Annotated in this window: 22 protein-coding genes, 1 tRNA gene and 1 pseudogene; 19 read left to right on the top strand and 5 right to left on the bottom strand. The window is 68.0% G+C overall.

The features are described 5' to 3' along the window. The first annotated feature begins 4 nt into the window (after positions 1-4). From ACYVO6_RS05105 to glmS, 10 genes are all read left to right on the top strand, one after another. Positions 5-1,171: an acyl-CoA dehydrogenase family protein gene (locus ACYVO6_RS05105; RefSeq protein ID WP_461057679.1), complete on the top strand. Its 1,167-nt coding sequence runs from the start codon at positions 5-7 to the stop codon at positions 1,169-1,171. Between the two features lie 205 nt (positions 1,172-1,376). Next, positions 1,377-2,423, top strand: coding sequence for an ABC transporter substrate-binding protein (locus ACYVO6_RS05100; RefSeq protein WP_461057677.1), 1,047 nt, complete (start codon positions 1,377-1,379; stop codon positions 2,421-2,423). A gap of 53 nt (positions 2,424-2,476) precedes the next feature. Further along, entirely contained in the window at positions 2,477-3,334 is an 858-nt protein-coding gene (locus ACYVO6_RS05095; RefSeq protein ID WP_461057675.1) for a siderophore-interacting protein, read from the top strand. Positions 3,335-3,491: 157 nt separating this feature from the next. Beyond that, entirely contained in the window at positions 3,492-4,934 is a 1,443-nt protein-coding gene (gene desA, locus ACYVO6_RS05090; protein ID WP_461057673.1) for a lysine decarboxylase DesA, read from the top strand. Then, positions 4,918-6,195: a lysine N(6)-hydroxylase/L-ornithine N(5)-oxygenase family protein gene (locus tag ACYVO6_RS05085; protein ID WP_461057671.1), complete on the top strand. Its 1,278-nt coding sequence runs from the start codon at positions 4,918-4,920 to the stop codon at positions 6,193-6,195. The genes desA and ACYVO6_RS05085 overlap by 17 nt, the downstream gene beginning before the upstream one ends. Next, positions 6,192-6,740 carry a GNAT family N-acetyltransferase gene (locus tag ACYVO6_RS05080; RefSeq protein ID WP_461057669.1) on the top strand — a complete coding sequence of 183 codons (549 nt, stop codon included), beginning with the start codon at positions 6,192-6,194 and terminating at the stop codon, positions 6,738-6,740. Before ACYVO6_RS05085 ends, ACYVO6_RS05080 begins: the two co-directional genes overlap by 4 nt. Next, positions 6,737-8,539 (top strand): IucA/IucC family protein, encoded by a 1,803-nt coding sequence (locus tag ACYVO6_RS05075; RefSeq protein ID WP_461057667.1) that lies wholly within the window; start codon positions 6,737-6,739, stop codon positions 8,537-8,539. Before ACYVO6_RS05080 ends, ACYVO6_RS05075 begins: the two co-directional genes overlap by 4 nt. Before the next feature lie 74 nt (positions 8,540-8,613). Further along, positions 8,614-9,498, top strand: coding sequence for a DUF4429 domain-containing protein (locus ACYVO6_RS05070; protein ID WP_461057665.1), 885 nt, complete (start codon positions 8,614-8,616; stop codon positions 9,496-9,498). Positions 9,499-9,625: 127 nt separating this feature from the next. Then, positions 9,626-9,883 (top strand): hypothetical protein, encoded by a 258-nt coding sequence (locus ACYVO6_RS05065; RefSeq protein WP_461057663.1) that lies wholly within the window; start codon positions 9,626-9,628, stop codon positions 9,881-9,883. 26 nt (positions 9,884-9,909) lie between these two features. After that, positions 9,910-11,727: a glutamine--fructose-6-phosphate transaminase (isomerizing) gene (gene glmS, locus ACYVO6_RS05060; RefSeq protein ID WP_461057661.1), complete on the top strand. Its 1,818-nt coding sequence runs from the start codon at positions 9,910-9,912 to the stop codon at positions 11,725-11,727. A gap of 182 nt (positions 11,728-11,909) precedes the next feature. On the opposite strand, the gene ACYVO6_RS05055 is transcribed toward glmS, so the two are convergent. After that, complete coding sequence (locus ACYVO6_RS05055; protein WP_461057659.1) at positions 11,910-12,500, bottom strand: GPR1/FUN34/YaaH family transporter; 591 nt, start codon at positions 12,498-12,500, stop codon at positions 11,910-11,912. 193 nt (positions 12,501-12,693) lie between these two features. Beyond that, the gene (locus ACYVO6_RS05050; RefSeq protein ID WP_461057657.1) at positions 12,694-13,221 is read right to left on the bottom strand and encodes a universal stress protein; all 528 of its coding nucleotides are present in this window, start codon (positions 13,219-13,221) and stop codon (positions 12,694-12,696) included. Between the two features lie 400 nt (positions 13,222-13,621). Between ACYVO6_RS05050 and ACYVO6_RS05045 the strand changes: the two genes are divergently transcribed. From ACYVO6_RS05045 to ACYVO6_RS05030, 4 genes are all read left to right on the top strand, one after another. After that, positions 13,622-13,954: a hypothetical protein gene (locus tag ACYVO6_RS05045; RefSeq protein ID WP_461057655.1), complete on the top strand. Its 333-nt coding sequence runs from the start codon at positions 13,622-13,624 to the stop codon at positions 13,952-13,954. 377 nt (positions 13,955-14,331) lie between these two features. Further along, positions 14,332-15,555 carry a helix-turn-helix domain-containing protein gene (locus ACYVO6_RS05040; protein ID WP_461057653.1) on the top strand — a complete coding sequence of 408 codons (1,224 nt, stop codon included), beginning with the start codon at positions 14,332-14,334 and terminating at the stop codon, positions 15,553-15,555. A 250-nt stretch (positions 15,556-15,805) separates the two neighbouring features. Next, positions 15,806-16,408: an oligoribonuclease gene (orn, locus tag ACYVO6_RS05035; RefSeq protein ID WP_461057651.1), complete on the top strand. Its 603-nt coding sequence runs from the start codon at positions 15,806-15,808 to the stop codon at positions 16,406-16,408. 93 nt (positions 16,409-16,501) lie between these two features. Next, positions 16,502-16,574, top strand: a tRNA-His gene (locus ACYVO6_RS05030). Between the two features lie 53 nt (positions 16,575-16,627). Here the strand turns inward: ACYVO6_RS05030 and ACYVO6_RS05025 are convergent. Next, positions 16,628-16,744: pseudogene (locus ACYVO6_RS05025) on the bottom strand (Twin-arginine translocation pathway signal); the annotation flags it as partial. Here ACYVO6_RS05025 and ACYVO6_RS05020 point away from each other — a divergent pair. Continuing rightward, entirely contained in the window at positions 16,725-16,910 is a 186-nt protein-coding gene (locus ACYVO6_RS05020; protein WP_461057649.1) for a hypothetical protein, read from the top strand. The pseudogene ACYVO6_RS05025 and the gene ACYVO6_RS05020 sit on opposite strands and share 20 nt — an antisense overlap. A gap of 247 nt (positions 16,911-17,157) precedes the next feature. Here the strand turns inward: ACYVO6_RS05020 and ACYVO6_RS05015 are convergent, their stop codons facing one another. Beyond that, positions 17,158-17,466, bottom strand: coding sequence for a helix-turn-helix domain-containing protein (locus tag ACYVO6_RS05015; RefSeq protein WP_461057647.1), 309 nt, complete (start codon positions 17,464-17,466; stop codon positions 17,158-17,160). A gap of 287 nt (positions 17,467-17,753) precedes the next feature. Here ACYVO6_RS05015 and ACYVO6_RS05010 point away from each other — a divergent pair, with 287 nt between their 5' ends. Next, positions 17,754-18,197 (top strand): hypothetical protein, encoded by a 444-nt coding sequence (locus tag ACYVO6_RS05010; RefSeq protein ID WP_461057645.1) that lies wholly within the window; start codon positions 17,754-17,756, stop codon positions 18,195-18,197. 385 nt (positions 18,198-18,582) lie between these two features. Here ACYVO6_RS05010 and ACYVO6_RS05005 read toward each other — a convergent pair whose 3' ends face one another. Continuing rightward, positions 18,583-19,638: a LacI family DNA-binding transcriptional regulator gene (locus ACYVO6_RS05005; RefSeq protein WP_461057643.1), complete on the bottom strand. Its 1,056-nt coding sequence runs from the start codon at positions 19,636-19,638 to the stop codon at positions 18,583-18,585. Between the two features lie 347 nt (positions 19,639-19,985). Here ACYVO6_RS05005 and ACYVO6_RS05000 point away from each other — a divergent pair, with 347 nt between their 5' ends. The 3 genes from ACYVO6_RS05000 (at position 19,986) to ACYVO6_RS04990 (ending at position 23,259) form a co-directional block, all read left to right on the top strand. Continuing rightward, positions 19,986-21,314 (top strand): ABC transporter substrate-binding protein, encoded by a 1,329-nt coding sequence (locus ACYVO6_RS05000; RefSeq protein ID WP_461057641.1) that lies wholly within the window; start codon positions 19,986-19,988, stop codon positions 21,312-21,314. Then, on the top strand, positions 21,311-22,339 hold the full coding sequence (locus ACYVO6_RS04995) for a carbohydrate ABC transporter permease (RefSeq protein WP_461057639.1): 1,029 nt from the start codon (positions 21,311-21,313) through the stop codon (positions 22,337-22,339). Before ACYVO6_RS05000 ends, ACYVO6_RS04995 begins: the two co-directional genes overlap by 4 nt. An 86-nt stretch (positions 22,340-22,425) precedes the next feature. Next, positions 22,426-23,259, top strand: a complete 834-nt coding sequence (locus tag ACYVO6_RS04990; RefSeq protein ID WP_461058213.1) for a carbohydrate ABC transporter permease — start codon at positions 22,426-22,428, stop codon at positions 23,257-23,259. Positions 23,260-23,295 lie beyond the last annotated feature (36 nt).

Raw genomic sequence — 23,295 nt, 5'->3', positions numbered from 1 at the left:
CCCCATGTCACTTGACCATCGGCTCTCCCCCGAACTCGAAGAACTCCGGCGTACGGTCGAGGAGTTCGCACACGACGTTGTCGCCCCGAAGATCGGTGACTTCTACGAGCGGCATGAGTTCCCGTACGAGATCGTGCGGGAGATGGGCCGGATGGGCCTGTTCGGGCTGCCGTTCCCGGAGGAGTACGGCGGTATGGGCGGCGACTATCTCGCGCTGGGCATCGCGCTGGAGGAGTTGGCCCGCGTGGACTCCTCGGTGGCGATCACGCTGGAGGCGGGCGTCTCGCTGGGCGCGATGCCGATCCACCTCTTCGGCACGGAGGCCCAGAAGCGGGAATGGCTCCCCCGCCTCTGCACGGGTGAGATCCTCGGCGCCTTCGGCCTGACCGAACCGGACGGCGGCTCGGACGCCGGTGCGACCCGTACGACGGCCCGTCTCGACGAGGCGACGAACGAATGGGTGATCAACGGCACCAAGTGCTTCATCACCAACTCCGGGACGGACATCACGGCTCTGGTCACGGTCACGGCGGTCACCGGCCGCACCGCCGAGGGCAAGCCGCGTATCTCGGCGATCATCGTCCCGTCCGGGACTCCGGGCTTCACGGTAGCGCCCCCGTACTCGAAGGTCGGCTGGAACGCCTCGGACACCCGTGAGCTGTCCTTCGACGACGTCCGCGTACCCGCCGCGAACCTGCTCGGTGAGGAGGGCCGCGGTTACGCCCAGTTCCTCCGCATCCTCGACGAGGGCCGTATCGCCATAGCGGCCCTGGCGACGGGTCTGGCGCAGGGCTGCGTCGACGAATCCCTGAAGTACGCCAAGGAGCGCCACGCCTTCGGCCGCCCGATCGGCGCGAACCAGGCGATCCAGTTCAAGATCGCCGACATGGAGATGAAGGCCCACACGTCCCGCCTCGCCTGGCGCGACGCGGCCTCCCGCCTGGTGACCGGCGACCCCTTCAAGAAGGAGGCGGCCCTGGCCAAGCTCTACTCCTCCACGATCGCCGTGGACAACGCCCGCGACGCCACCCAGATCCACGGCGGCTACGGCTTCATGAACGAGTACCCGGTGGCCCGTATGTGGCGCGACTCCAAGATCCTGGAGATCGGCGAGGGCACGAGCGAGGTCCAACGCATGCTGATTGCACGGGAGTTGGGCCTGGCGGGCTGAAAAGCCACCCCGCCGACGCCCTCGCAGCACCCGGGCAGCGGCCGGTCCGCATCCGAGCCGCACAGGGTCCGCACAGGCTCGGACGGGAGCGGCCTCGGGCATTTCCGCAGGTGAGGCCCGCGCTCTGGACACGTCGTAAGGTTAGGCTAACCTACCTTGAAACCTGTCCTTCGGGCATCCGCCCTGTGCGAAAGCAGTCACCACCATGTTCAACGCCCGTTCCGCCCACCTCACCCGCCGCGGCGTCCTCGCCGCGGGCGGCGCCCTCGGCCTTGGCGCTGTCCTCGCGGCCTGCGGCGACGACGACGAGCAAAGCGGTGGTTCTGCGGACTCGACGGAGTCCGCCAAGTCCGGCCCCTGGAGCTTCAAGGACGACCGCGGCGAGACCGTCAAGACCGATCAGATCCCGGCGACCATCGTCGCGTTCACCGGCGTCGCCGCCGCGCTCCACGACTACGGCATCGCGGTCAAGGGCGTCTTCGGCCCCACCGAGACCAAGGACGGCAAGGCCGACGTCCAGGCCGGCGACCTCGACATCAGCAAGGTGACCATTCTCGGCAACGAGTTCGGCCAGTTCAACGTCGAGAAGTACGCGACCCTGGCGCCCGACGTGCTGATCACCACCATGTTCGACGACGCGGGCACGCTCTGGTACGTCCCCGAGGAGTCCAAGGACAAGATCGCCGCCCTCGCCCCGAGCGTCGGCATCTCCGTCTACGACCGCCAGCTGACCGAGCCGCTGCAGCGCATGATGGAGCTCGCCGAGTCGCTGGGCGCCGATGTGAAGGCCGAGAAGGTCACCGCCGCCAAGAAGCGTTTCGAGGACGCCTCCGCCAGGGTGCGCGCCGCCGTCAAGGCCAACCCGGGCATCAGGGTGCTGGCCGGTTCCGCGAGCCAGGACATCTTCTACGTCTCCACCTCGAACCTCTCCATCGACCTGGAGTACTTCAAGGCGCTCGGCGTGAACTTCGTCGAGCCCCCCGCCGACGTACTGAAGGCCAGCGGCGGCTGGTTCGAGAACCTGAGCTGGGAGAACGTCGACAAGTACCCCGCGGATCTCATCCTGATGGACAACCGCACCTCGGCGATTCAGCCCGCCGACATCACCGAGGGCACGTGGAAGCAGTTGCCCGCGGTCAAGGCCGGTCAGGTCATCGCGCGTGACCCGGAGCCGATCCTGTCCTACGACAAGTGCGCGCCCATCCTCGAGAACCTCGCCACGGCCATCGAGAAAGCCAAGAAGGTCGCCTGACCCGCCGGCGTTGCCGAACAAGCCCGCCCCCTGACGAGAACTCAGGAGCACGCATGACGACGGCCGTAGCCGCCCCGTACCGTATCTTCTCTCTCCAGGTCGTACGGACGAGGCGGCTCAGCCCGTCTCTCGTCCGCGTCACCTTCGCGGGCAGCGACCTGCACGCCTTCGCCTCCGACGGCCTGGACCAGAGCCTCTCGCTCTTCCTGCCGCGCCCGGGGCAGGAGAAGCCCGTCCTGCCGTTGGAGTACGGCGAGGGCTGGCGCCAGGCATACCTCGGCATCCCCGAAGACGTACGGGCGGTGATGCGCTCGTACACGCTGCGCGCACTGCGCCGCGACGCGCAGGGACTGACCACCGAGATCGACATCGACTTCGTGCTGCACGGCACGGAGCCCGGGGCCGCCACCCCGGCAGGCCCGGCCTCGCGCTGGGCCGCCGACACCAAGGCCGGTGACCATGTCGCCCTGATCGGCCCGGCGGTCGCCGACAACGGGGCGATACGTTTCCGTCCGCCCACCGACACCGATCTGGTCGTCATGTGGGCGGACGAGACGGCCCTGCCCGCCGCCGCGGCCATCCTGGAGTCGCTGCCGGCCAGGACCAGGGCCCGCGTCTGGCTGGAGGTCCCGCACGCGGGCGACCGCCTGGAGCTGAGCACCGACGCGGACGCCGAGATCACCTGGCTCGTACGCGACGAGGGGTCCCCCATGGCCCTCGACGCGATCCGCGCCGCCCAACTCCCGCCCGCACAAAGCCCGTACGCCTGGATCTCGGGCGAGGCCGGCCGCGTGAAGGAGCTGCGCCGCCATCTCGTGCGCGAGCGGGAGATCGACCGCCGACGGGTCAGGTTCGTCGGCTACTGGCGGCTCGGGCTGACCGAGGACCAGCGGCTCGAGCAAGGAGAGTGATTCATCCCTCACGGACAGCCACCAAACGCCGGCATACGTGCAACTAAAGGGACATGAGGGACGAGCGAGAGCCGGGAAGTTAGGTTAGCCTTACCTAAGTCACATGCTCTCAGGAACACCGCGCCCCCACCCTCTCTGTCCCCGGAGGAAACCCCCCATGCGCTCGCACCTGCTCAATGACACGACCGCGGAGCGGTACCGCAGCTCCGTGACCGAAGGAATCGAGCGGGTGGCGGCCAAACTCGCCACCACCGACCGTCCGTTCACCGGCGTCACGGTCGACGCCCTCGCGCCGCGCATCGACAAGGTCGACCTCGACCGGCCGCTGCTCGACACCACCGCGGCCCTGGACGAGCTCGAAGAGCTCTACCTGCGCGACGCGATCTACTTCCACCACCCGCGCTATCTGGCGCACCTCAACTGCCCGGTCGTGATCCCCGCCGTCGTCGGCGAGGCGGTCCTCTCGGCCGTCAACTCCTCGCTGGACACCTGGGACCAGTCGGCCGGCGGCACCCTCATCGAGCGCCGGCTCATCGACTGGACCACCGAGCGCATCGGCCTCGGCCCGGCCGCCGACGGCGTGTTCACCAGCGGCGGCACCCAGTCCAACCTCCAGGCGCTGCTCCTTGCCCGCGAGGAGGCCAAGACCGACTCGTACGCCAAACTGCGCGTCTTCGCCTCCGAGGTGAGCCACTTCAGCGTCAAGAAGTCGGCGAAACTCCTCGGACTCAGCCAGGACTCCGTGGTCTCCATACCCGTCGGCCACGACAAGCGCCTGCAGACCGTCGCGCTCGCCCATGAGCTGGAGCGCTGCCGCCGCGACGGGCTGATCCCGATGGCCGTCATCGCCACCGCGGGCACCACCGACTTCGGCTCCATCGACCCGCTGCCCGAGATCGCCGAACTGTGCGAGCAGTTCGGCGCCTGGCTGCACGTCGACGCGGCGTACGGCTGCGGGCTGCTCACCTCGCTGAAGAACCGTCACCTCATCGACGGCATCGAGCGCGCCGACTCCGTCACCGTCGACTACCACAAGTCCTTCTTCCAGCCGGTGAGTTCGTCCGCCGTGCTGGTCCGGGACGCGGCCACGCTGCGGCATGCCACGTACCACGCGGAGTACCTCAACCCGCGTCGCATGGTGCACGAGCGCATCCCCAACCAGGTCGACAAGTCCCTGCAGACCACCCGCCGCTTCGACGCGCTCAAGCTGTGGATGACGCTGCGCGTGATGGGCGCCGACGGCATCGGCGAACTCTTCGACGAGGTCTGTGAACTGGCGCAGGAGGGCTGGGAGTTGCTCGCCGCCGACCCGCGCTTCGACGTGGTCGTCGAGCCGTCGCTGTCCACCCTCGTCTTCCGCTGCATCCCGGCGTCCGTCACCGACCCGGCCGAGATCGACCGCGCCAACCTGTACGCCCGCAAGGCCCTGTTCGCCTCCGGTGACGCGGTCGTCGCGGGCACCAAGGTCGGCGGCCGCCACTACCTGAAGTTCACCCTGCTCAACCCCGAGACCACGACGGACGACATCGCCGCCGTACTCGACCTGATAGCCGGCCACGCCGAGCAGTACCTGGGAGAGTCCCTTGACCGCGCTTCCTGAATCCCCCGAGAAGACCTACGACTTCATCGGGATCGGCCTCGGCCCCTTCAACCTCGGCCTCGCCTGCCTCACCGAGCCGATCACCGAACTCGACGGCGTCTTCCTGGAGTCCAAGCCGGACTTCGAGTGGCACTCCGGGATGTTCCTGGAGGGCGCGCACCTCCAGACGCCGTTCATGTCGGACCTGGTCACCCTGGCCGACCCGACGTCCCCGTACTCCTTCCTCAACTACCTGAAGTCCTCCGGGCGTCTGTACGCGTTCTACATCCGCGAGAACTTCTATCCGCTGCGCGTCGAGTACGACGACTACTGCCGCTGGGCCGCCGGGCAGCTCTCCAGCATCCGCTTCAACACGACGGTCACCGAGGTCACGTACGCCGATGACGTCTATGTCGTACGGACACAGGCCGGCGAGACGTACCGCGCCCGCCACCTCGTGCTCGGCACCGGAACGCCGCCGTACATCCCCGAGGCCTGCCAGGGTCTCGGCGGGGACTTCATCCACAACTCCCGCTACCAGCAGCACAAGCAGGAACTGCAGGCGAAGAAGTCGATCACGCTCGTCGGCAGCGGGCAGTCCGCCGCAGAGATCTACTACGACCTGCTGAGCGAGATCGACGTCCACGGCTACCGGCTGAACTGGGTCACGCGCTCGCCCCGCTTCTTCCCGCTCGAGTACACCAAGCTCACGCTGGAGATGACCTCCCCGGAGTACATCGACTACTTCCACGCGCTGCCGGAGCGGACCCGCTACCGCCTCCAGTCGGAGCAGAAGGGCCTGTTCAAGGGCATCGACGGTGAGCTGATCAACGAGATCTTCGACCTGCTCTACCAGAAGAACCTCGGCGGTCCGGTCCCTACCCGGCTGCTCACCAACTCCTCGCTGAACAGCGCGAGTTATGAGAACGGCACGTACACCCTCGGCCTGCGTCAGGAGGAGCAGGAGAAGGACTACGAGCTGCACTCCGAGGGCCTGATCCTGGCGACCGGCTACAAGTACGCGGAGCCGGAGTTCCTGAAGCCCGTACGGGACCGGATCTGCTACGACTCGCAGGGCAACTACGACGTGGCCCGCAACTACGCCATCGACACGACCGGGCGCGGCATCTTCCTGCAGAACGCGGGCGTCCACACGCACTCGATCACGTCACCCGACCTCGGCATGGGCGCGTACCGCAACGCGTACATCATCCGCGAGCTGCTCGGCACCGAGTACTACCCCGTCGAGAAGACCATCGCGTTCCAGGAGTTCGCCGTATGAGCACTGCGATTCTCGGGGCGCTCTCGCTGCGCCCCCTCGACCCGCTCTCCGACGCCGAGCTGCTGCACTCCTGGGTGACCCATCCCAAGGCGGCCTACTGGATGATGCAGGGCGCCCGGCTCCAGGACGTGGAGCGCGAGTACATGCGGATCGCCGCCCATGAGCACCACGACGCGTTCATCGGGCTGCACGACGGCGAGCCGGCGTTCCTGATGGAGAAGTACGACCCGCGGTACGTCGAGCTGGTCGGTCTGTACGAGCCCGAGCCCGGTGACGTCGGCATGCACTTCCTGGTGGCACCGACGGACATGCCCGTGCACGGCTTCACCCGGGCCGTGATCACCGCGGTGATGGAGTCCCTGTTCGCCGACCCGCGCACCCGGCGGGTCGTCGTCGAACCGGACGTGACAAACACGGCGGTGCACGCGCTGAACGAGACCGTCGGCTTTGTGCCCGTACGCGAGATCCAGAAGCCGGAGAAGCGCGCGCTGCTGTCCTTCTGCACGCGTGAACAGTTCTTGGCTTCGCGAGGAGTGGCGATATGACCCTGATCACCGACACCGCAACCGGACCGCACCTGTCCGACGCCGTGGCGCACCTGTCCCCCGAACGCTGGGCGCGCGCCAACCGCCTCCTCATCCGCAAGGCCCTCGCCGAGTTCTCCCACGAGCGGCTCCTCACCCCGGAGGCCACCGACGACGGCTCGTACGTCGTACGCAGCGACGACGGCCTCACCCACTACCACTTCACCGCTACCCGCCGCGCCCTCGACCACTGGCAGGTCGACGCCGAGTCGATCAGCCGCCACCGCGACGGCAAGGAACTCCCCCTGCACGCCCTGGAGTTCTTCATCGAGCTGAAGAGCGCGCTCGGCCTGAGCGACGAGGTGCTGCCGGTCTATCTGGAGGAGATCTCCTCCACCCTCTCCGGCACCTGCTACAAGCTCACCAAGCCCCAGCTCACCTCCGCCGAGCTCGCCACGAGCGGCTTCCAGGAGATCGAGACGGGGATGACCGAGGGCCACCCCTGCTTCGTCGCCAACAACGGGCGGCTCGGCTTCGGGGTCCACGAGTACCTCTCGTACGCCCCTGAGACCGCGAGCCCCGTACGGCTGATCTGGCTGGCGGCACACCGCTCACGGGCGGCGTTCACGGCGGGCGTCGGCATCGACTACGAGTCCCTGCTGCGGTCCGAGCTCGGGGACGAGACGCTGAAGCGGTTCTCCGTCACCTTGACCGAAAAGGGCCTCGACCCGGACGACTACCTCCTCATTCCCGTCCACCCCTGGCAGTGGTGGAACAAACTCTCCGTGACCTTCGCGGCCGAGGTCGCCCAGCAGCACCTCGTGTGCCTGGGTGAGGGCGACGACGAGTATCTGGCCCAGCAGTCGATCCGGACGTTCTTCAACAAGAGCGCCCCCGAGAAGCACTATGTGAAGACCGCCCTGTCGGTCATCAACATGGGCTTCATGCGCGGCCTGTCCGCCGCGTACATGGAGGCGACGCCGGCCATCAACGACTGGCTGGCCCAACTCGTCCAGAACGACCCGGTGTTGAAGTCCACCGGCCTGTCGGTCATCCGCGAGCGCGCGGCTGTCGGCTACCGGCACCTGGAGTACGAAGCCGCCACCGACCGCTACTCCCCGTACCGCAAGATGCTCGCCGCCCTGTGGCGCGAAAGCCCGGTCCCCACCCTCCGCGAAGGCGAGCAACTGGCCACCATGGCCTCCCTCGTCCATGTGGACCACGAGGGCGCGTCCATCGCGGCGGCGCTGATCGAACGCTCGGGCCTGGCTCCGGCGGAGTGGCTGCGCCGCTATCTGCACGCCTACCTCACGCCGCTGCTGCACAGCTTCTACGCGTACGACCTGGTGTTCATGCCGCACGGCGAGAACGTCATCCTCGTCCTGAAGGACGGCGTCGTACAACGCGTGATCTACAAGGACATCGCCGAGGAGATCGCGGTGATGGACCCGGACGCGGTGCTGCCGCCGGTGGTCGAGCGGATCCGTGTCGAGGTGCCCGAGGACAAGAAGCTCCTGTCGATCCTCACGGACGTCTTCGACTGCTTCTTCCGCTTCCTGGCCTCGAATCTCGCGGACGAGGGCGTCATCGAGGAGACCGACTTCTGGCGGACGGTCGCCGACTGCGTACGCGACTATCAAGCAGCCGCGCCCGAACTGGCCGACAAGTTCCGGCAGTACGACATGTTTGCGCCTCAGTTCGCGCTGTCCTGCCTCAACCGGCTCCAGCTGCGCAACAACAAGCAGATGGTGGATCTCTCCGACCCGGCGGGCGCGCTCCAGCTCGTCGGCAACCTGAAAAACCCCATAGCCGGGCTGTAGCAACAGCCCCACAAGCAGGCGGGCGCCCTCAAGTACGGTCCCAGGGGGCGCCCGCCGTCGTACAGAATTGCCGCATGGCGGAAATCATCCAAAAGGACGGTACTTGGACCTTCGACGGCGATGCCCTGCACCTGACACCGGGGCGCGACAAGAGCGTGAGCCTGTTGCGTAAGACGCTGGGCGAAATCACCGTCCCGCTGGGCGCGTTGGCGGGGATCTCCTTCGAGCAGGGCAAGAAGTCCGGGCGGTTGAAGCTCCGGCTGCGGGAGGGCGCGGACCCGCTGTTGCAGGCGACCGGCGGCAAGCTGGCGGAGCCGAACGACCCGTATCAGCTCAGCGTGGATTCCGACCGCTACGGCGTCGCCGAGTACTTCGTGGAGGAGATCCGCAACGCGCTGCTGCTGGACCAGGTGCCGGCCACCGCCGTCGACCGCTACCTGGTGCAGGGCCCGTCCGTGCCGCTGTCGGTGTCCGCCGGAGACGGCACCGCGAGCTTCGACGGGGAGCGCGTACGGCTGGACTGGAACTGGAAGACGGAGGAAGCCAAGGCGGCGGCCGGTTCCCGCATGCTCTACTTCGCTGACATCCAGTCCGTGGAGTGGCACCCCGCGATCGGCCTGGAGAACGGCTCCCTGCGCTTCACCGTCAAAGGCGCCCCGACCAAGGCCCCGCCGAAGTACGACCCCAACTCCATTGAGCTGTGGGGCTTCAAGAAGGACCCGCTGATGGCGCTGGTCGCGGCGGCGGTACAGGCCCGCCTCCCGCACCCGTCGGCGTCCATCGAGGACCGGGTGCCCATAGCGTCGAACGCCCCCGCCCAGGACGCCGAGCCGCCCACCGAGCCCGACCACGACGCCCTTCTGCGCCGCCTGCGCGAACTCGGCGAACTACACAAGTCGGGCGTCCTCACGGACGAGGAGTTCACACTGGCCAAGCAGGCCATCCTGAAGCACCTCTGAGCCGACCCTCGGGCCGGCATAGATCTTTTGCGACCAACTCAGATTCTTTGAGACAGTTCCGCCACAACGCTGCCCGATATCGGGCAGATTTCTTGCGATCACGAGCCCCATCATTCAGGATCATCGAGTGCACGACGAACTCGTTGATCATCTGACGCGCTCCACCGCCCTCAACCGGGGCGAGGCACTGCGGGTGATACAGGACGTGCTCGCCTACTTCGACGAGACGACCGAGGAATTCGTCCGTCGCCGCCATCGCGAGCTCCAGGTTCAGGGCCTGGTGAACGCGGCGATCTTCGAACGGATCGCAGCGGACCTGAAGTACCGCGCGGTCGCACCGCCCGAGCTCACGCTCAGGCAGCTGCGCCGCATCGTCTACGGCTAGATCATCTACGGCTAGGGGCCTTCTGTATGTGTGGAATCGTCGGTTACATCGGCAAGCGTGACGTGGCGCCGCTGCTCCTCGAAGGCCTGCAGCGCCTGGAGTACCGCGGCTACGACTCCGCCGGCATCGTCGTGACCAGCCCGAAGACGGCCGGCCTCAAGATGGTCAAGGCCAAGGGCCGGGTCCGCGACCTGGAGGCCAAGGTGCCGGCCCGCTTCAAGGGCACCACCGGCATCGCCCACACCCGCTGGGCCACCCACGGCGCCCCCTCCGACGTCAACGCGCACCCGCATCTGGACGCCGAGGGCAAGGTCGCCGTCGTTCACAACGGCATCATCGACAACGCCTCCGACCTGCGCAGGAAGCTGGAGGCCGACGGAGTCGAGTTCCTCTCCGAGACCGACACCGAGGTCCTCACCCACCTCATCGCCCGCTCGCAGGCCGTGAAGCTGGAGGACAAGGTCCGCGACACGCTGCGCGTCATCGAGGGCACGTACGGCATCGCCGTCCTGCACGCCGACTTCCCCGACCGCATCGTGGTGGCCCGCAACGGTTCCCCGGTCGTCCTCGGCATCGGCGAGAAGGAGATGTTCGTCGCCTCCGACGTCGCCGCGCTGGTCACCCACACCCGCCAGATCGTCACCCTCGACGACGGCGAGATGGCCACCCTCAAGGCCGACGATTTCCGTACGTACACCACCGAGGGCACCCGTACGACCGCCGAGCCGACCACCGTGGAGTGGGAGGCCGAGTCGTACGACATGGGCGGCCACGACACGTACATGCACAAGGAGATCCACGAGCAGGCCGACGCCGTGGACCGGGTGCTGCGCGGCCGCATCGACGACCGGTTCTCCACCGTGCACCTGGGCGGACTGAACCTGGACGCCCGCGCGGCGCGCAAGATCCGCCGGGTGAAGATCCTCGGCTGTGGCACCTCGTACCACGCGGGCATGATCGGCGCCCAGATGATCGAGGAGCTGGCCCGTATCCCTGCGGACGCCGAGCCGGCCTCCGAGTTCCGCTACCGCAACGCGGTCGTCGACCCCGACACGCTGTACGTCGCGGTCTCCCAGTCCGGTGAGACGTACGACGTACTGGCCGCCGTGCAGGAGCTGAAGCGCAAGGGCGCGCGGGTCCTGGGCGTGGTGAACGTGGTGGGCAGCGCCATCGCCCGCGAGGCGGACGGCGGCATCTACGTCCACGCAGGCCCCGAGGTCTGCGTCGTCTCGACCAAGTGCTTCACCAACACCACGGTCGCCTTCGCGTTGCTCGCGCTGCACCTGGGCCGCACCCGTGACCTGTCGGTCCGCGACGGCAAGCGGATCATCGAGGGCCTGCGCAGGCTGCCCGCGCAGATCTCGGAGATCCTTCAGCAGGAGGGCGAGATCGAGAAGCTGGCGGCGGAGTACGCCGAGGCCCGCTCGATGCTCTTCATCGGCCGTGTACGCGGCTACCCGGTGGCCCGTGAGGCCTCGCTGAAGCTCAAGGAGGTCTCGTACATCCACGCCGAGGCCTACCCCGCCTCCGAGCTCAAGCACGGCCCTCTCGCCCTGATCGAGCCCGCGCTGCCGACGGTCGCGATCGTGCCCGACGACGACCTGCTGGAGAAGAACCGCGCCGCCCTGGAGGAGATCAAGGCCCGCAGCGGCAAGATCCTCGCGGTGGCGCACCAGGAGCAGGAGAAGGCCGACCGGACGGTCGTCGTCCCGAAGAACGAGGACGAACTGGACCCGATCCTGATGGGCATCCCCCTCCAACTCCTCGCCTACCACACGGCGTTGGCCCTGGGCCGGGACATCGACAAGCCCAGGAACCTGGCGAAGTCCGTGACGGTGGAATAAAAAACCCCAAAACCACCGAAGCGATAATTGAGCAACCCCACGGCGATCAACCAGGTCCGCGAGAGCGGCGGCGGTTTAGCCGCAAAGGGGGCAAGCGAACGGCCTCCTGTGTGTGCCACCAGCACACAGGAGGCCGTTCTTGCGGGAGCCGAGGTCGCCCATTACCTCGGCTCGTGGCTGCCTCAGCCGGGAGCCGTCATCCTCCGGCCGGCAGCGCGTCGGGGGAGTGCGGTGGGCCAGTGGGCCAGGAACGCCGTCGCGGCGTACCAGGCCACGGCGCCGCCCACCACGGCGAACCAGCCGCCGACCTTGCCGAGCGCTTCGTTGTCCGCGAAGCTCGAGATGGCGAGAAGCAGAAGCGCGACGAAGAACAGCCCGTAGGCGCCCTGTGCGAGCGGCCCGCGGGCCGTCGCCCCGAGGGTCAGGCTCAGCGCGACGAGAGCGAACAGCAGGAAGAAGAGCCCTGCGGCGTTGTCCGACAGCGCGCTACCAGCGGTGACTCCCCAGCCGCCCGCCATCGCGCCCCAGGCGAACCACAGGGCCCCGAACCCCGCGAAGGCCGTGCCGGTGACGATGTCACGGTCGCGGAACGCGAACAGACCCGCGATGAAGAGCGCGATGCCGCCTACGTAGGTGGCGAGGCCCACGGCGTCGGCCGCCGTCACGCCGTCGATCACTTCGGTGTGACCGAGGCCGAAGAACAGCAGGGTGATGCCGAGAGCGAGATGACCGAGGGTGGTGATGGTGCTTCCCGCAGTGACGTCGTTGTTCACGGCGGGGCTCCTTTCATACAGGTGCGCTTGCGCGATGCCCTTTGCCGGGACCATGTCGGTCCGACGACCGGTTTGTACCCTTCACAAGGACACAAACACCTCTACGCGCGAGTAGGTTTATGCCGCGTCAGAAGCAGCCCGAAACCTCGCCGCGCCGCGCCTCACCTGGGACAACAGGGAACAAGGGGACGCGTCACGGGATGACAATGACCGGGCGCTGCGCCCGCTTCGCGAGCCGTCCCGCGACCGAGCCGAAGATCCGCCCGACGATGCCGTGCGTGGAGCCGACGACGATCGCGTCCGCCTCGTACTCCCGCCCGACCTCTTCGAGTTCGTGGCAGATGTCGCCGCCGCGCTCGACGAGGATCCAGGGCACCTCGGCGAGATAGTCGGCGCAGGCGAGCTCGAGCCCGAGCACCTCGGTGCGGTGGTCCGGGACGTCGACGAAGACCGGGGGTTCACAGCCCGCCCACACCGTGGTCGGCAGCCGGTTGGCGACGTGCACGATGATCAGGCCGGAGCCGGAGCGGTGTGCCATTCCGATCGCATAGGCGAGGGCGCGCTCGCTGGACGTCGAGCCGTCGAAGCCGACGACGACGCCATGCTTGAAAGCAGGGTCACAGGACTGACGTGTCTCTTCCGCCGCGAAGGGCCCGGACGCCGTGGGATCGACGACGGGGCGCTTGCGGTCCGCGGGATCGAAGAATTCTTGACCGGCCATGGCTGTCTCGGCGTTTGGATCCTCATGGGTGGGACGACAGGTGCTACGGAGCTGTGTCCGGGAATCATCTTCCCAACCCCATACCCCCAAGGGTACGGCGGCACGCCTCCTCTGCCCAGATCCCGCGACGGCCGCGGGAGGGTTCCCCGGAGCATGCACGAGAGGGCGCCCGCAACGCAATGGTTGCTGCCCCGTACAGGCTGTTTGCACAGGGTTCCGACAGGCGTGGGGCGGCAGTTGCTCGATTTGCCTCCGCCGCTCGGTCGCTTTTCGGCGGGCTCGGTGGCGGTCGGACTCCCGCCCGCGGGGCGGATTCCGTGACCGGCCGGTCGAACAGGCGTTGAACTCCCGTGAGCCACCGCTCCAGGGAGGCCCAAGCCACCGTCCAGGGAGGCCCACCGTGCCCGCACCCCAGCCCTCCTCCGGGAAGCCCGCCGCGCGGGACTCCGTCGGCGACTCCGTGAACGATGTGGTGCGCTGGGCGGCCTTCAGCTGCGTACTGGTCCCCGTGGTCCTCGTCGGGTACGGCACCTCCCTGGCGGGCGCGGCCGGCACCGCCCTCGGCCTGGCCGCGGTGACGGCGGCGTGCCGGGCCCTGTTGAGGCGGTCCGAGCGGTACGCGGCGGGCCCCGTGACCGAGAAACGGACAGCAAGTCGCCGACGGCGCATCAGGGGCGGTACAGGAGCGCACAGAGGGAGTCGGGGAGCGGCAGAAAACACGCCGGTCGACTGACCGGTTTCCGCTCACGCGCCCGATGCTTTTCAGCCAACTTCTGACTCCCGCGCATTTGTTGGCCGAAGGGGTCTCCACCCCTCGTTCGACCTGCACGGAAAGGGGCACCAAGGGGGCTCACACCCTACGGGGACCGGCCACGGAGCCGAGGCGCACTTCCCTGTACGGCCCACGAGTGCAACGCTTCGTGATCGAATGCTTCACGCCAAGTTGCCATGTCGACAATGTGCCGAGTGCTGAACTGGTCACGTAGGCACCACAGGACACAGTAGATTCGATCATGCTGTCTTACGGCGGGGGACTCGTGCAGGACCGAGGGGAAACGTGCAGGAGCGACACAACCGAGGAGCCGCGACCACCGAGGGGGGCTTAGCAGTATGAGCCACGACTCCACTGCCGCGCCGGAAGCCGCGGCCCGGAAACTTTCCGGGCGACGCCGCAAGGAGATCGTCGCGGTGCTGCTGTTCAGCGGCGGCCCCATCTTCGAGAGTTCCATTCCACTGTCGGTGTTCGGGATCGACCGCCAGGACGCCGGCGTACCGCGCTACAGGCTGCTTGTCTGCGCGGGGGAGGAAGGGCCCCTGCGGACCACCGGGGGACTCGAACTCACCGCGCCCCAGGGGCTGGAGGCGATATCCAGGGCAGGCACGGTCGTCGTGCCTGCCTGGCGGTCGATCACCTCCCCGCCGCCGGAGGAGGCGCTCGACGCACTGCGCCGGGCGCACGAGGAGGGCGCCCGCATAGTCGGGCTGTGCACCGGCGCCTTCGTACTCGCGGCGGCAGGGCTGCTGGACGGGCGTCCGGCGACCACCCACTGGATGTACGCGCCGACGCTGGCCAAGCGCTATCCGTCCGTCCACGTCGATCCCCGCGAACTGTTCGTGGACGACGGCGACGTGCTGACATCGGCGGGTACGGCGGCGGGCATCGACCTCTGTCTGCACATCGTGCGGACGGACCACGGAAACGAAGCAGCCGGAGCGCTCGCCCGCCGTCTGGTGGTCCCGCCCCGGCGCAGCGGCGGTCAGGAGCGCTACCTCGACAGGTCTTTACCAGAGGAGATCGGCGCCGACCCGCTCGCGGAGGTCGTCGCCTGGGCGCTGGAGCATCTCCACGAGCAGTTCGACGTGGAGACGCTGGCGGCACGCGCGTACATGAGCCGTCGTACGTTCGACCGCCGGTTCCGCTCGCTCACCGGGAGCGCTCCCCTGCAGTGGCTGATCACACAGCGGGTGCTCCAGGCGCAGCGGCTGCTCGAGACGTCCGACTACTCGGTGGACGAGGTGGCGGGCCGCTGCGGCTTCCGCTCCCCGGTGGCCCTGCGCGGCCACTTCCGCCGGCAGCTCGGCTCGTCCCCGGCCGCGTACCGGGCCGCCTACCGCGCCCGGCGCCCGCAGTCCGACAAGCCCTCGGACCCGGAGGGACCGCCACCGCCACCACCCCCGCAGGAGTCCGCCTCGGTCCCCCCGCAGACCCGCCGCACGGCCGCCGCGCACGCCGTGGGCCCGTCGGCGTCCCTGTCCACGGAGCCGGGCAAGAGCGGCGCCGAGATGTACGCCCATGGGCGGCCGAGCCTGCCCGGGCAGCGGAGCGCGCCGTAAGGACGTAAGGCCGTAGTGGGGTGGGGGCGCGGCCCGGTCCCTCGTGGGCCGGAGGAGCGCGCCGGTGTCGAGAGTGCGACCGCGCGGAGTGCCCGAAGAAGGAGGGTCGAGCACGGTCGTGCTCTCGACACCGGCTGTAGCGCTCTGGAGGCTCACGACCAATGAACACGTGCCGGCCGCCCGCCCCGCCCGGTAGCTTCCCTGGTCCCGCGCCTGCCCCCGGGCATGGCGGGGGCATAGGGTAAGACATATGAACGATCGCATGGTGTGGATCGACTGCGAGATGACCGGCCTCTCGCTGTCCGACGACGCGCTCATCGAGGTGGCCGCACTGGTCACCGACTCTGAGCTGAACGTGCTCGGCGAAGGGGTGGACATCGTGATCCGCCCGCCCGACACGGCGCTGGAGACCATGCCGGAGGTGGTGCGCGCCATGCACACCGCCTCCGGTCTCCTCTCCGAGCTGGCCGCCGGTACGACACTGGCGGACGCCGAGGAGCAGGTCATGGCGTACGTACGGGAGCACGTCAAGGAGCCGGGCAAGGCCCCGCTGTGCGGCAACTCGGTGAGCACGGACCGCGGTTTCCTGCTGCGGGACATGCCGACCCTGGAGGAGTACCTCCACTACCGGATCGTCGACGTCTCCTCCGTCAAGGAGCTGGCCCGCCGCTGGTACCCCCGGGCGTACTTCAACAGCCCGGAGAAGAACGGCAACCACCGCGCTCTCGCGGACATCCGCGAATCCATCGCCGAACTCCGCTACTACCGCGAGGCGATCTTCGTCCCGCCCCCTGGCCCGGACTCGGACACGGCCCGCACGATCGCCGCGAAGCACGTCCTCCCAGCGGAGTAGCCCCCTTGTAAACGCGGGCGCGAGCACCCCTCGGGACCCTGTACACTTTTTCTCGGCCGGTCGGGAAGTCCACGCGGATGATCGCCGGTCATGGTGGGTGTAGCTCAGCTGGTAGAGCACCTGGTTGTGGTCCAGGATGCCGCGGGTTCAAGTCCCGTCACTCACCCTTGATGATCAGCCGCTGACCCGCGAGAACGGGTCAGCGGCTGTTTTCGTCTAGTGGCCCTCCAACTGCTGCTGGAAGTAGTCGATCAGGGCGGGGTCGACGTGCTGGGGTGCCATCGGTCCGGCGACGAGCGCGGCGGCGGTCACGGAGATGAACGCGCGGCGTTTCACCTATCTCGGCGTACCCCGGACCGACCTGACGACGTACAACCCGGAGGCGTGGCACCCGTACTGGTCGGTGCCGATGCCCTCGGTCGGCGAGCTGTGCGCCCCCGACGCGGTTGCCCAGCTCGTCGTATTCGGACGCTTCCGGCTGGCCTCGGAGGTCGAAGCATGACGGAGCTGCAGACGGCGAAGAACAGCAGGCCGAGCGGGCTCGCCCCCTCGGGGCCCCGAGGGCTGGCCGGGTACTGCTGGGCCCGGCATCCCCGTACGGGCGTCCACTGCACCTGGCCGGCCGGGCACGAGAAACGCCACGCGGACCACTGGCCCCCTACAGCAAGACGAGCCGGACGTAGCCGCGAGACGCCCGGTGCCGGTCTCCACCACCGGCATCGGGACGACGGCCGCCCCATCCTCGTTGCTCAGCGGGGCGGCCACGGCCCACCGCTGGCATCCGTTCCCCCGGGAGTCGGCGGCGGGTCACCCCACGAGGTCGCGGAGGTGCACGCCATGGCGTCGGCGATGCGGATCAGCGTGTCGAGCAGCGGGCTGGCATGCCCCTGCTCGATCCGGCTGTACGTGGCGACGTCGACTCCGGACCGGCTGCGTACCTCCAGCTGGATCAGGTTGTGGTGCTCGCGTACGCGGCGGATCTGCTCGCCCACTTCGCGGCGGCGGGCGAGGGCCCGTTCGTCGGGCGGAGTGGGGCGTGGCCACGCTCCCGACTCCATGATCAAATCTGATGGGTAGACAACCGCACGAAGCTCCGGACAAGTTGGTCTTGGTCGGCAACCCATCTACCAGGAGCTTCACCACTTCCCGCACACGCCCCCATCCCCAACTCACTTCGCTATCAGCCGAGTTGGAAAAGGCTTGATGGCCTCAAAGACATAGGCTGAAGAGCACCAAATATTCCGATTAGTGACATTATGGGTACTGAGTTCCGCATCGTGATGGCATCCAGCCAGGCAATGCCCAAACCTCTTCCCACTTGCCAGTACGGGAAGGACGTGAACACGTGAGCGACATCGAGCAGGAGCCCGCTGCAGTCGAAGGGACAGAGGTAGAGGTCCCCAAGGACACAACCACAACCACGATAACTAGGACAACCACGACAACAACCACGACAACCGCAGCCGAGGAAGCCGAAGCACCCCCCACCGAAAGCGAAGAGCCTGCCCCCGAAGCAGCAGAAGAGGCAGGCACAGAAGAGGCCGAAGCCCCCACAACCGAGGAAACCGAAGCACCCCCCACCGAAGCCGAAGAGCCTGCCCCCGAAGCAGCAGAAGAGGCAGGCACAGAAGAGGCCGAAGCCCCCACAACCGAGGAAACCGAAGCACCCCCCACCGAAAGCGAAGAGCCTGCCCCCGAAGCAGCAGAAGAGGCAGAGAAGCAAGAAGCCTCAACAGTCACGACAACAACCACTACGACCACAACCACAACAACTGGCGCGACAAGCTAGCGTTGTGGGCTCTGGCCCCGGCTTGATCGAGTTCGGGGCCAGTCGGCCGCCGCCTGCGGCGGTGCCAGAGCAGGCGGCACTGTTCCCGCTGGAACAGCTCCCACATCGATCCACCACTATTCGCGCATGCCGCGTCGTCGCCTGGTGCACTTCGGCCTCCACCCCTGCGGCAATGGAGGTGACCCCCTCCCCATCAAGGCACGGGTCGTCAGGCACCCGAATATCCGGGCTCTAGGCATCGCCGCAGGTCACATTGGGGTCAAAAACTGGTTCAAGTCCCCTCACTCACCCTCAACGATGAAGGCCCGACCTGCACAGACAGGCCGGGCCTTCATCATTCCCGAACCACGGGAACCGCACGGGAACACCGCGGGAGCGCCGCCCCTCACGACGAGTCGCGCTCCACCAACGTCGCGGGAAGTACCAACTGCCGCTTGTCCAGGCCTCGCGAGACCGCCGGCCGGCGGTCCGCGATCTCGTCCTGCAGGAGGTCGATCATCGCGCGGCCCATATCCTCGATCGGCTGGCGGACGCTGGTGAGGGGCGGGTCCATGTGGCGGGCGATGGCGGAGTCGTCGTAGCCGACGAGGGCCACGTCGTCGGGTGTGCGGCGGCCGGCCTCGCGCAGGATCTGGCGGGCGCCGGCCGCCATGACGTCGGAGCCGGCGAAGACCGCGTCCAAGGTGGGGCGGCGGGTGAGCAGTTCCGTCATCGCGCGGCGGCCGCCCGCCTCCGTGAAGTCACCCGTGAGGATCAGTCCCTCGTCGACTTCCCGGCCCGCGTCGCGCAGCGCGTCGCGGTAGCCGTCGACGCGGCGCTGGGCACCGTACACATCGAGGCGGCCCGCGATGTGGGCTATGGTGCGGCAGCCCCGGTCGAGCAGGTGCTCCGCCGCGGCCCGGCCACCGCCGTAGTTGTCCGAGTCGACGGAGGGCAGCGTCTCGTCCGCGGATCTGCGGCCGCTGATCACCGCTGGGATCTCCAGCTGGGACAGCAGGTCCGGCAGCGGGTCGTCCGCGTGGACCGAGACGAGCAGGACGCCGTCCACCCGGTGCGCCGCCAGGTACTGGGCCAGCCTGCGCCGCTCCCGGTCACTGCCCGCGAAGATCAGCAGGAGCTGCATCTCGGTGTCCGAGAGGGCCGCGCCCACGCCACGGAGCATGTCCGAGAAGTACGGCTCCGCGAAGAAGCGGGTCTCGGGCTCGGGGACGACGAGGGCGATGGCGTCGGTGCGGTTGGCGGCGAGAGCGCGGGCCGCCGTGTTCGGGACGTAACCGAGCTCCGCGACCGCTGCCTCGACGGCCGCGCGGGTGGCGTCGCTGACCCGCGGGGAGCCGTTGATCACGCGGGAGACCGTGCCGCGGCCCACTCCGGCGCGCGCGGCGACCTCCTCGAGGGTCGGCCGCCTGCCGCTGCGGCCCCGCGCTCCGTGGACTACCATCCCCTGCCTCCCGTCCGACACGGCTCGCACCGCGTGTGGCCTGGAATCTAACAGTGTCGGTCCGTACGCGGCTTCCGGCGCTCATCTACCGACGCCCGTACCGGACTTGATCACTCCCCGGCCGTTAGCTAACGGCCCGATAACTGAAGACATATCTCGCTGTCCGGTCCCTTGACACCCCCGCATCGAGGGGCGAACCTTCAACACATCACTTGTGGGAGCGCTCCCACAGTACCTGGCACATACACATCCCGCACGTTCCCCGCCCGAGCCGCAAGTCAGAACACACGGGCCCAGCAAGAGAGTTGGCCGGGGGGTCGGCACGTCAGGGCAACAGGAGGACGACAATGCGCGCACGTACCCGAACCGGCCGCCGCAAGGTGGTAGTCCTCGCGGCCGTGGCGTCGCTGGGCGCCGGGCTGCTGGCCGGCTGTGCAGAGGACTCCGGCGACGGCTCGTCGAACTCGGACGGTGGCAGCGACGGCAGCGGCAAGACCACGCTGACCGTCGGCACCTTCGGTGTCTTCGGCTACAAGCAGGCCGGTCTCTACGACGAGTACATGAAGCTGAACCCGGACATCACCATCAAGGAGAACGTCACCACCCGCACCGACGTGTACTGGCCCAAGACCCTCACCCGTCTGCAAGCCGGTTCCGGTACCGACGACATCCAGGCGATCGAGATCGGCAACGTCGCCGAGGCCGTGCAGACGCAGGGCGACAAGTTCGTCGACCTCGGCAAGGAAGTCGACAAGTCCCAGTGGCTGGACTGGAAGAACGCACAGGCCACCACCGAGGACGGCAAGCTGATCGGGCTCGGCACCGACATCGGCCCCATGGCGGTCTGCTACCGCAAGGACCTGTTCCAGAAGGCCGGCCTGGAGACCGACCGCACCAAGCTCGCCGAGCAGTGGAAGGGCGACTGGGGCAAGTACGTCGACCTCGGCAAGGAGTACATGAAGAACGCGCCCAGCGGCACCAAGTACGTGGACTCCGCGTCCTCCGTCTACAACGCGGTCCTCAACGGTGAGAGCGAGCGGTACTACGACGAGGGCGGCGACGTCGTCTGGGACAAGTCCGCGGGTGTGAAGAACGCCTGGGACGTCGCCATGGAGGTGGCGACGAGCGACATGTCGGCGAAGCTGAAGCAGTTCGACAAGCCGTGGGATCAGGCCTACGCCAACGGCACCTTCGCGACGGTGGCCTGCCCGGCGTGGATGATCGGCTACATCCAGGAGAAGTCCGGTGCCTCCGGCGAGGGCAAGTGGGACGTGGCGGCGGCGCCGACCGCGGCCAACTGGGGCGGTGCCTTCATCGGCGTCCCGACGGCCAGCAAGAACCAGAAGGAGGCCATCAAGCTGGCGAAGTGGCTGACCGCGCCCGAGCAGCAGGCGAAGGTCTTCGCCAAGCAGGCCAGCTTCCCGTCGACCCCGTCGGCGTACTCGACCCTGAAGCCGGCGGACGCGACCACGACGTACTTCTCGGACGCGCCGATCACGCAGATCTTCTCCGACTCGGCGAAGACCATCCCGACGCAGATCTTCGGCGTCAAGGACCAGCCGATCAACACCGCGCTCACCGACATCGGCATCCTGCAGGTCGAGCAGAAGGGCAAGTCGCCCGAGGAGGGCTGGGACGCGGCCACCGAGGAGATCAAGGACGTGCTCGGCCAGTGACAAGCTCCAAGCAGGCTCTCGCGCAATCCGCGCCGAGCGCCGACGCCGCGCCCGGCGAACAGCCGGGCGCGGCCCGGGACGCTCAAGGTCGCGGTACGCCGCCCCCAGGCCCCAGCTCCTGGCGCAGCCGGCTGTACCGCTGGGACATGAAGGCGTCGCCGTACGCGTTCATCTCCCCCTTCTTCATCTTCTTCGGGGCCTTCTCGCTCGTCCCGCTGCTGTACACGGCCTGGTACTCGCTGCACAACGTGCAGCTGTCCGACCTGGACAACCAGACCTGGGCGGGCCTGGACAACTACCAGAACCTGTTGTCCTCCGACTTCTTCTGGAACTCCCTGTGGGTCACGCTCCTCATCGGCGTGATCTCGACCGTGCCGCAGCTGATCATGGCGATCGGGCTCGCACACCTGCTCAACTACAAGCTGCGCGGCTCGACCGTGTGGCGGGTGGTCATGCTCACCCCGTACGCCACCTCGGTGGCGGCGGCCACGCTGGTGTTCGTGCTGCTGTACTCCTGGGACGGCGGCATGATCAACTGGCTGCTCGACTTCGTCGGGATCGACCCCATCAACTGGCGTGAGTCCGACTGGGGTTCGAAGTTCGCCGTCTCCACGATCGTGATCTGGCGGTGGACCGGCTACAACGCGCTGATCTACCTCGCGGCGATGCAGGCGATCCCCGCCGACCTGTACGAGTCGGCGTCCCTCGACGGCGCGAACCGCTGGCAGCAGTTCATCCATGTGACGGTCCCGCAGCTGCGGCCGACGATCCTGTTCACGGTGGTCGTCTCCACGATCGGCGCGACGCAGCTCTTCGGTGAGCCCCTGTTGTTCGGCGGGGTCAGCGGCTCGAAGGGCGGCTCCGACCACCAGTACCAGACGCTCGGCCTGTACATGTACGACCAGGGCTGGATCGTCGGCAACCTCGGCAAGGCGTCCGCGATCGCCTGGTCGATGTTCCTGATCCTGCTGCTCATCGCCGTGATCAATCTGCTGGTCTCCCGACGCCTGAGGAAGTCCCAATGACCACCAGCGAAGTGCCCCTCACTCAGGAGAAGGAGCAAGAGAAGGGGGCGAAGGCGAAGGGCGACCGGGGCTCCCGGCGCCCCCGGATGCTCGGCGCGGGCAAGCAGCTGCACGCGGGCCCGCTCAGCTATGCGGTCCTGACCCTCTTCGCTCTCGTCTCGCTGGCGCCGCTGGTGTGGACGGCGATCGCGGCCTCGCGCACCGACCAGCGGCTCGCACAGACGCCGCCGCCGCTGTGGTTCGGCGGGAATCTGTTCAAGAACCTCGAGCGTGCGTGGGAGGAGGCCTCTCTCGGCACCGCGATGTTCAACACCACGCTGGTCGCGACCACCATCACCGTCGGCACGGTCCTGTTCTCCACGCTGGCCGGTTTCGCCTTCGCCAAGCTGCGGTTCAAGTTCTCCAGCACCCTGCTGCTGCTGACCATCGGCACGATGATGATCCCGCCGCAGCTCGCCGTCGTACCGCTGTACCTGTGGATGGCCGACCTCGGCTGGTCCAACCAGCTGCAGACCGTCATCCTGCCGACGCTGGTCACCGCCTTCGGCACGTTCTTCATGCGGCAGTACCTGGTGCAGGCGCTGCCCACCGAGCTGATCGAGGCGGCGCGCGTGGACGGCGCGAGCAGTCTGCGGATCGTGTGGCATGTGGTCTTCCCCGCGGCGCGGCCCGCGATGGCCGTGCTCGGCCTGCTGACCTTCGTGTTCGCCTGGAACGACTTCCTGTGGCCGATCATCGCCCTCAACCAGGAGAACCCGACCGTGCAGGTCGCGCTCAACGCCCTCGGTACCGGCTACGTCCCCGACCAGTCGGTGATCATGGCAGGCGCGCTGCTCGGCACGTTGCCACTGCTCATCGCCTTTCTCCTGTTCGGCAAGCAGATCGTGGGCGGCATCATGCAAGGCGCGGTCAAGGGCTGACCCGCCGCGCCTCCGCCCGACGGGGCCGGGTCATCG

This window comes from Streptomyces pseudoechinosporeus, assembly GCF_054783935.1.
This window is presented reverse-complemented; position numbering and strand designations above follow the sequence as displayed.

Coding starts and splice junctions, on each gene's coding strand:
- ACYVO6_RS05020 (WP_461057649.1), top strand. CDS start 16,725: ATGAACGCGCGGCGTTTCACCTATCTCGGCGTACCCCGGACCGACCTG.
- ACYVO6_RS05100 (WP_461057677.1), top strand. CDS start 1,377: ATGTTCAACGCCCGTTCCGCCCACCTCACCCGCCGCGGCGTCCTCGCC.
- ACYVO6_RS04990 (WP_461058213.1), top strand. CDS start 22,426: ATGCTCGGCGCGGGCAAGCAGCTGCACGCGGGCCCGCTCAGCTATGCG.
- ACYVO6_RS05040 (WP_461057653.1), top strand. CDS start 14,332: ATGAGCCACGACTCCACTGCCGCGCCGGAAGCCGCGGCCCGGAAACTT.
- ACYVO6_RS05080 (WP_461057669.1), top strand. CDS start 6,192: ATGAGCACTGCGATTCTCGGGGCGCTCTCGCTGCGCCCCCTCGACCCG.
- orn (WP_461057651.1), top strand. CDS start 15,806: ATGAACGATCGCATGGTGTGGATCGACTGCGAGATGACCGGCCTCTCG.
- ACYVO6_RS05050 (WP_461057657.1), bottom strand. CDS start 13,221: ATGGCCGGTCAAGAATTCTTCGATCCCGCGGACCGCAAGCGCCCCGTC.
- ACYVO6_RS05105 (WP_461057679.1), top strand. CDS start 5: ATGTCACTTGACCATCGGCTCTCCCCCGAACTCGAAGAACTCCGGCGT.
- ACYVO6_RS05000 (WP_461057641.1), top strand. CDS start 19,986: ATGCGCGCACGTACCCGAACCGGCCGCCGCAAGGTGGTAGTCCTCGCG.
- ACYVO6_RS05070 (WP_461057665.1), top strand. CDS start 8,614: ATGGCGGAAATCATCCAAAAGGACGGTACTTGGACCTTCGACGGCGAT.
- desA (WP_461057673.1), top strand. CDS start 3,492: ATGCGCTCGCACCTGCTCAATGACACGACCGCGGAGCGGTACCGCAGC.
- ACYVO6_RS05095 (WP_461057675.1), top strand. CDS start 2,477: ATGACGACGGCCGTAGCCGCCCCGTACCGTATCTTCTCTCTCCAGGTC.
- ACYVO6_RS05005 (WP_461057643.1), bottom strand. CDS start 19,638: ATGGTAGTCCACGGAGCGCGGGGCCGCAGCGGCAGGCGGCCGACCCTC.
- ACYVO6_RS05075 (WP_461057667.1), top strand. CDS start 6,737: ATGACCCTGATCACCGACACCGCAACCGGACCGCACCTGTCCGACGCC.
- ACYVO6_RS05015 (WP_461057647.1), bottom strand. CDS start 17,466: ATGGAGTCGGGAGCGTGGCCACGCCCCACTCCGCCCGACGAACGGGCC.
- glmS (WP_461057661.1), top strand. CDS start 9,910: ATGTGTGGAATCGTCGGTTACATCGGCAAGCGTGACGTGGCGCCGCTG.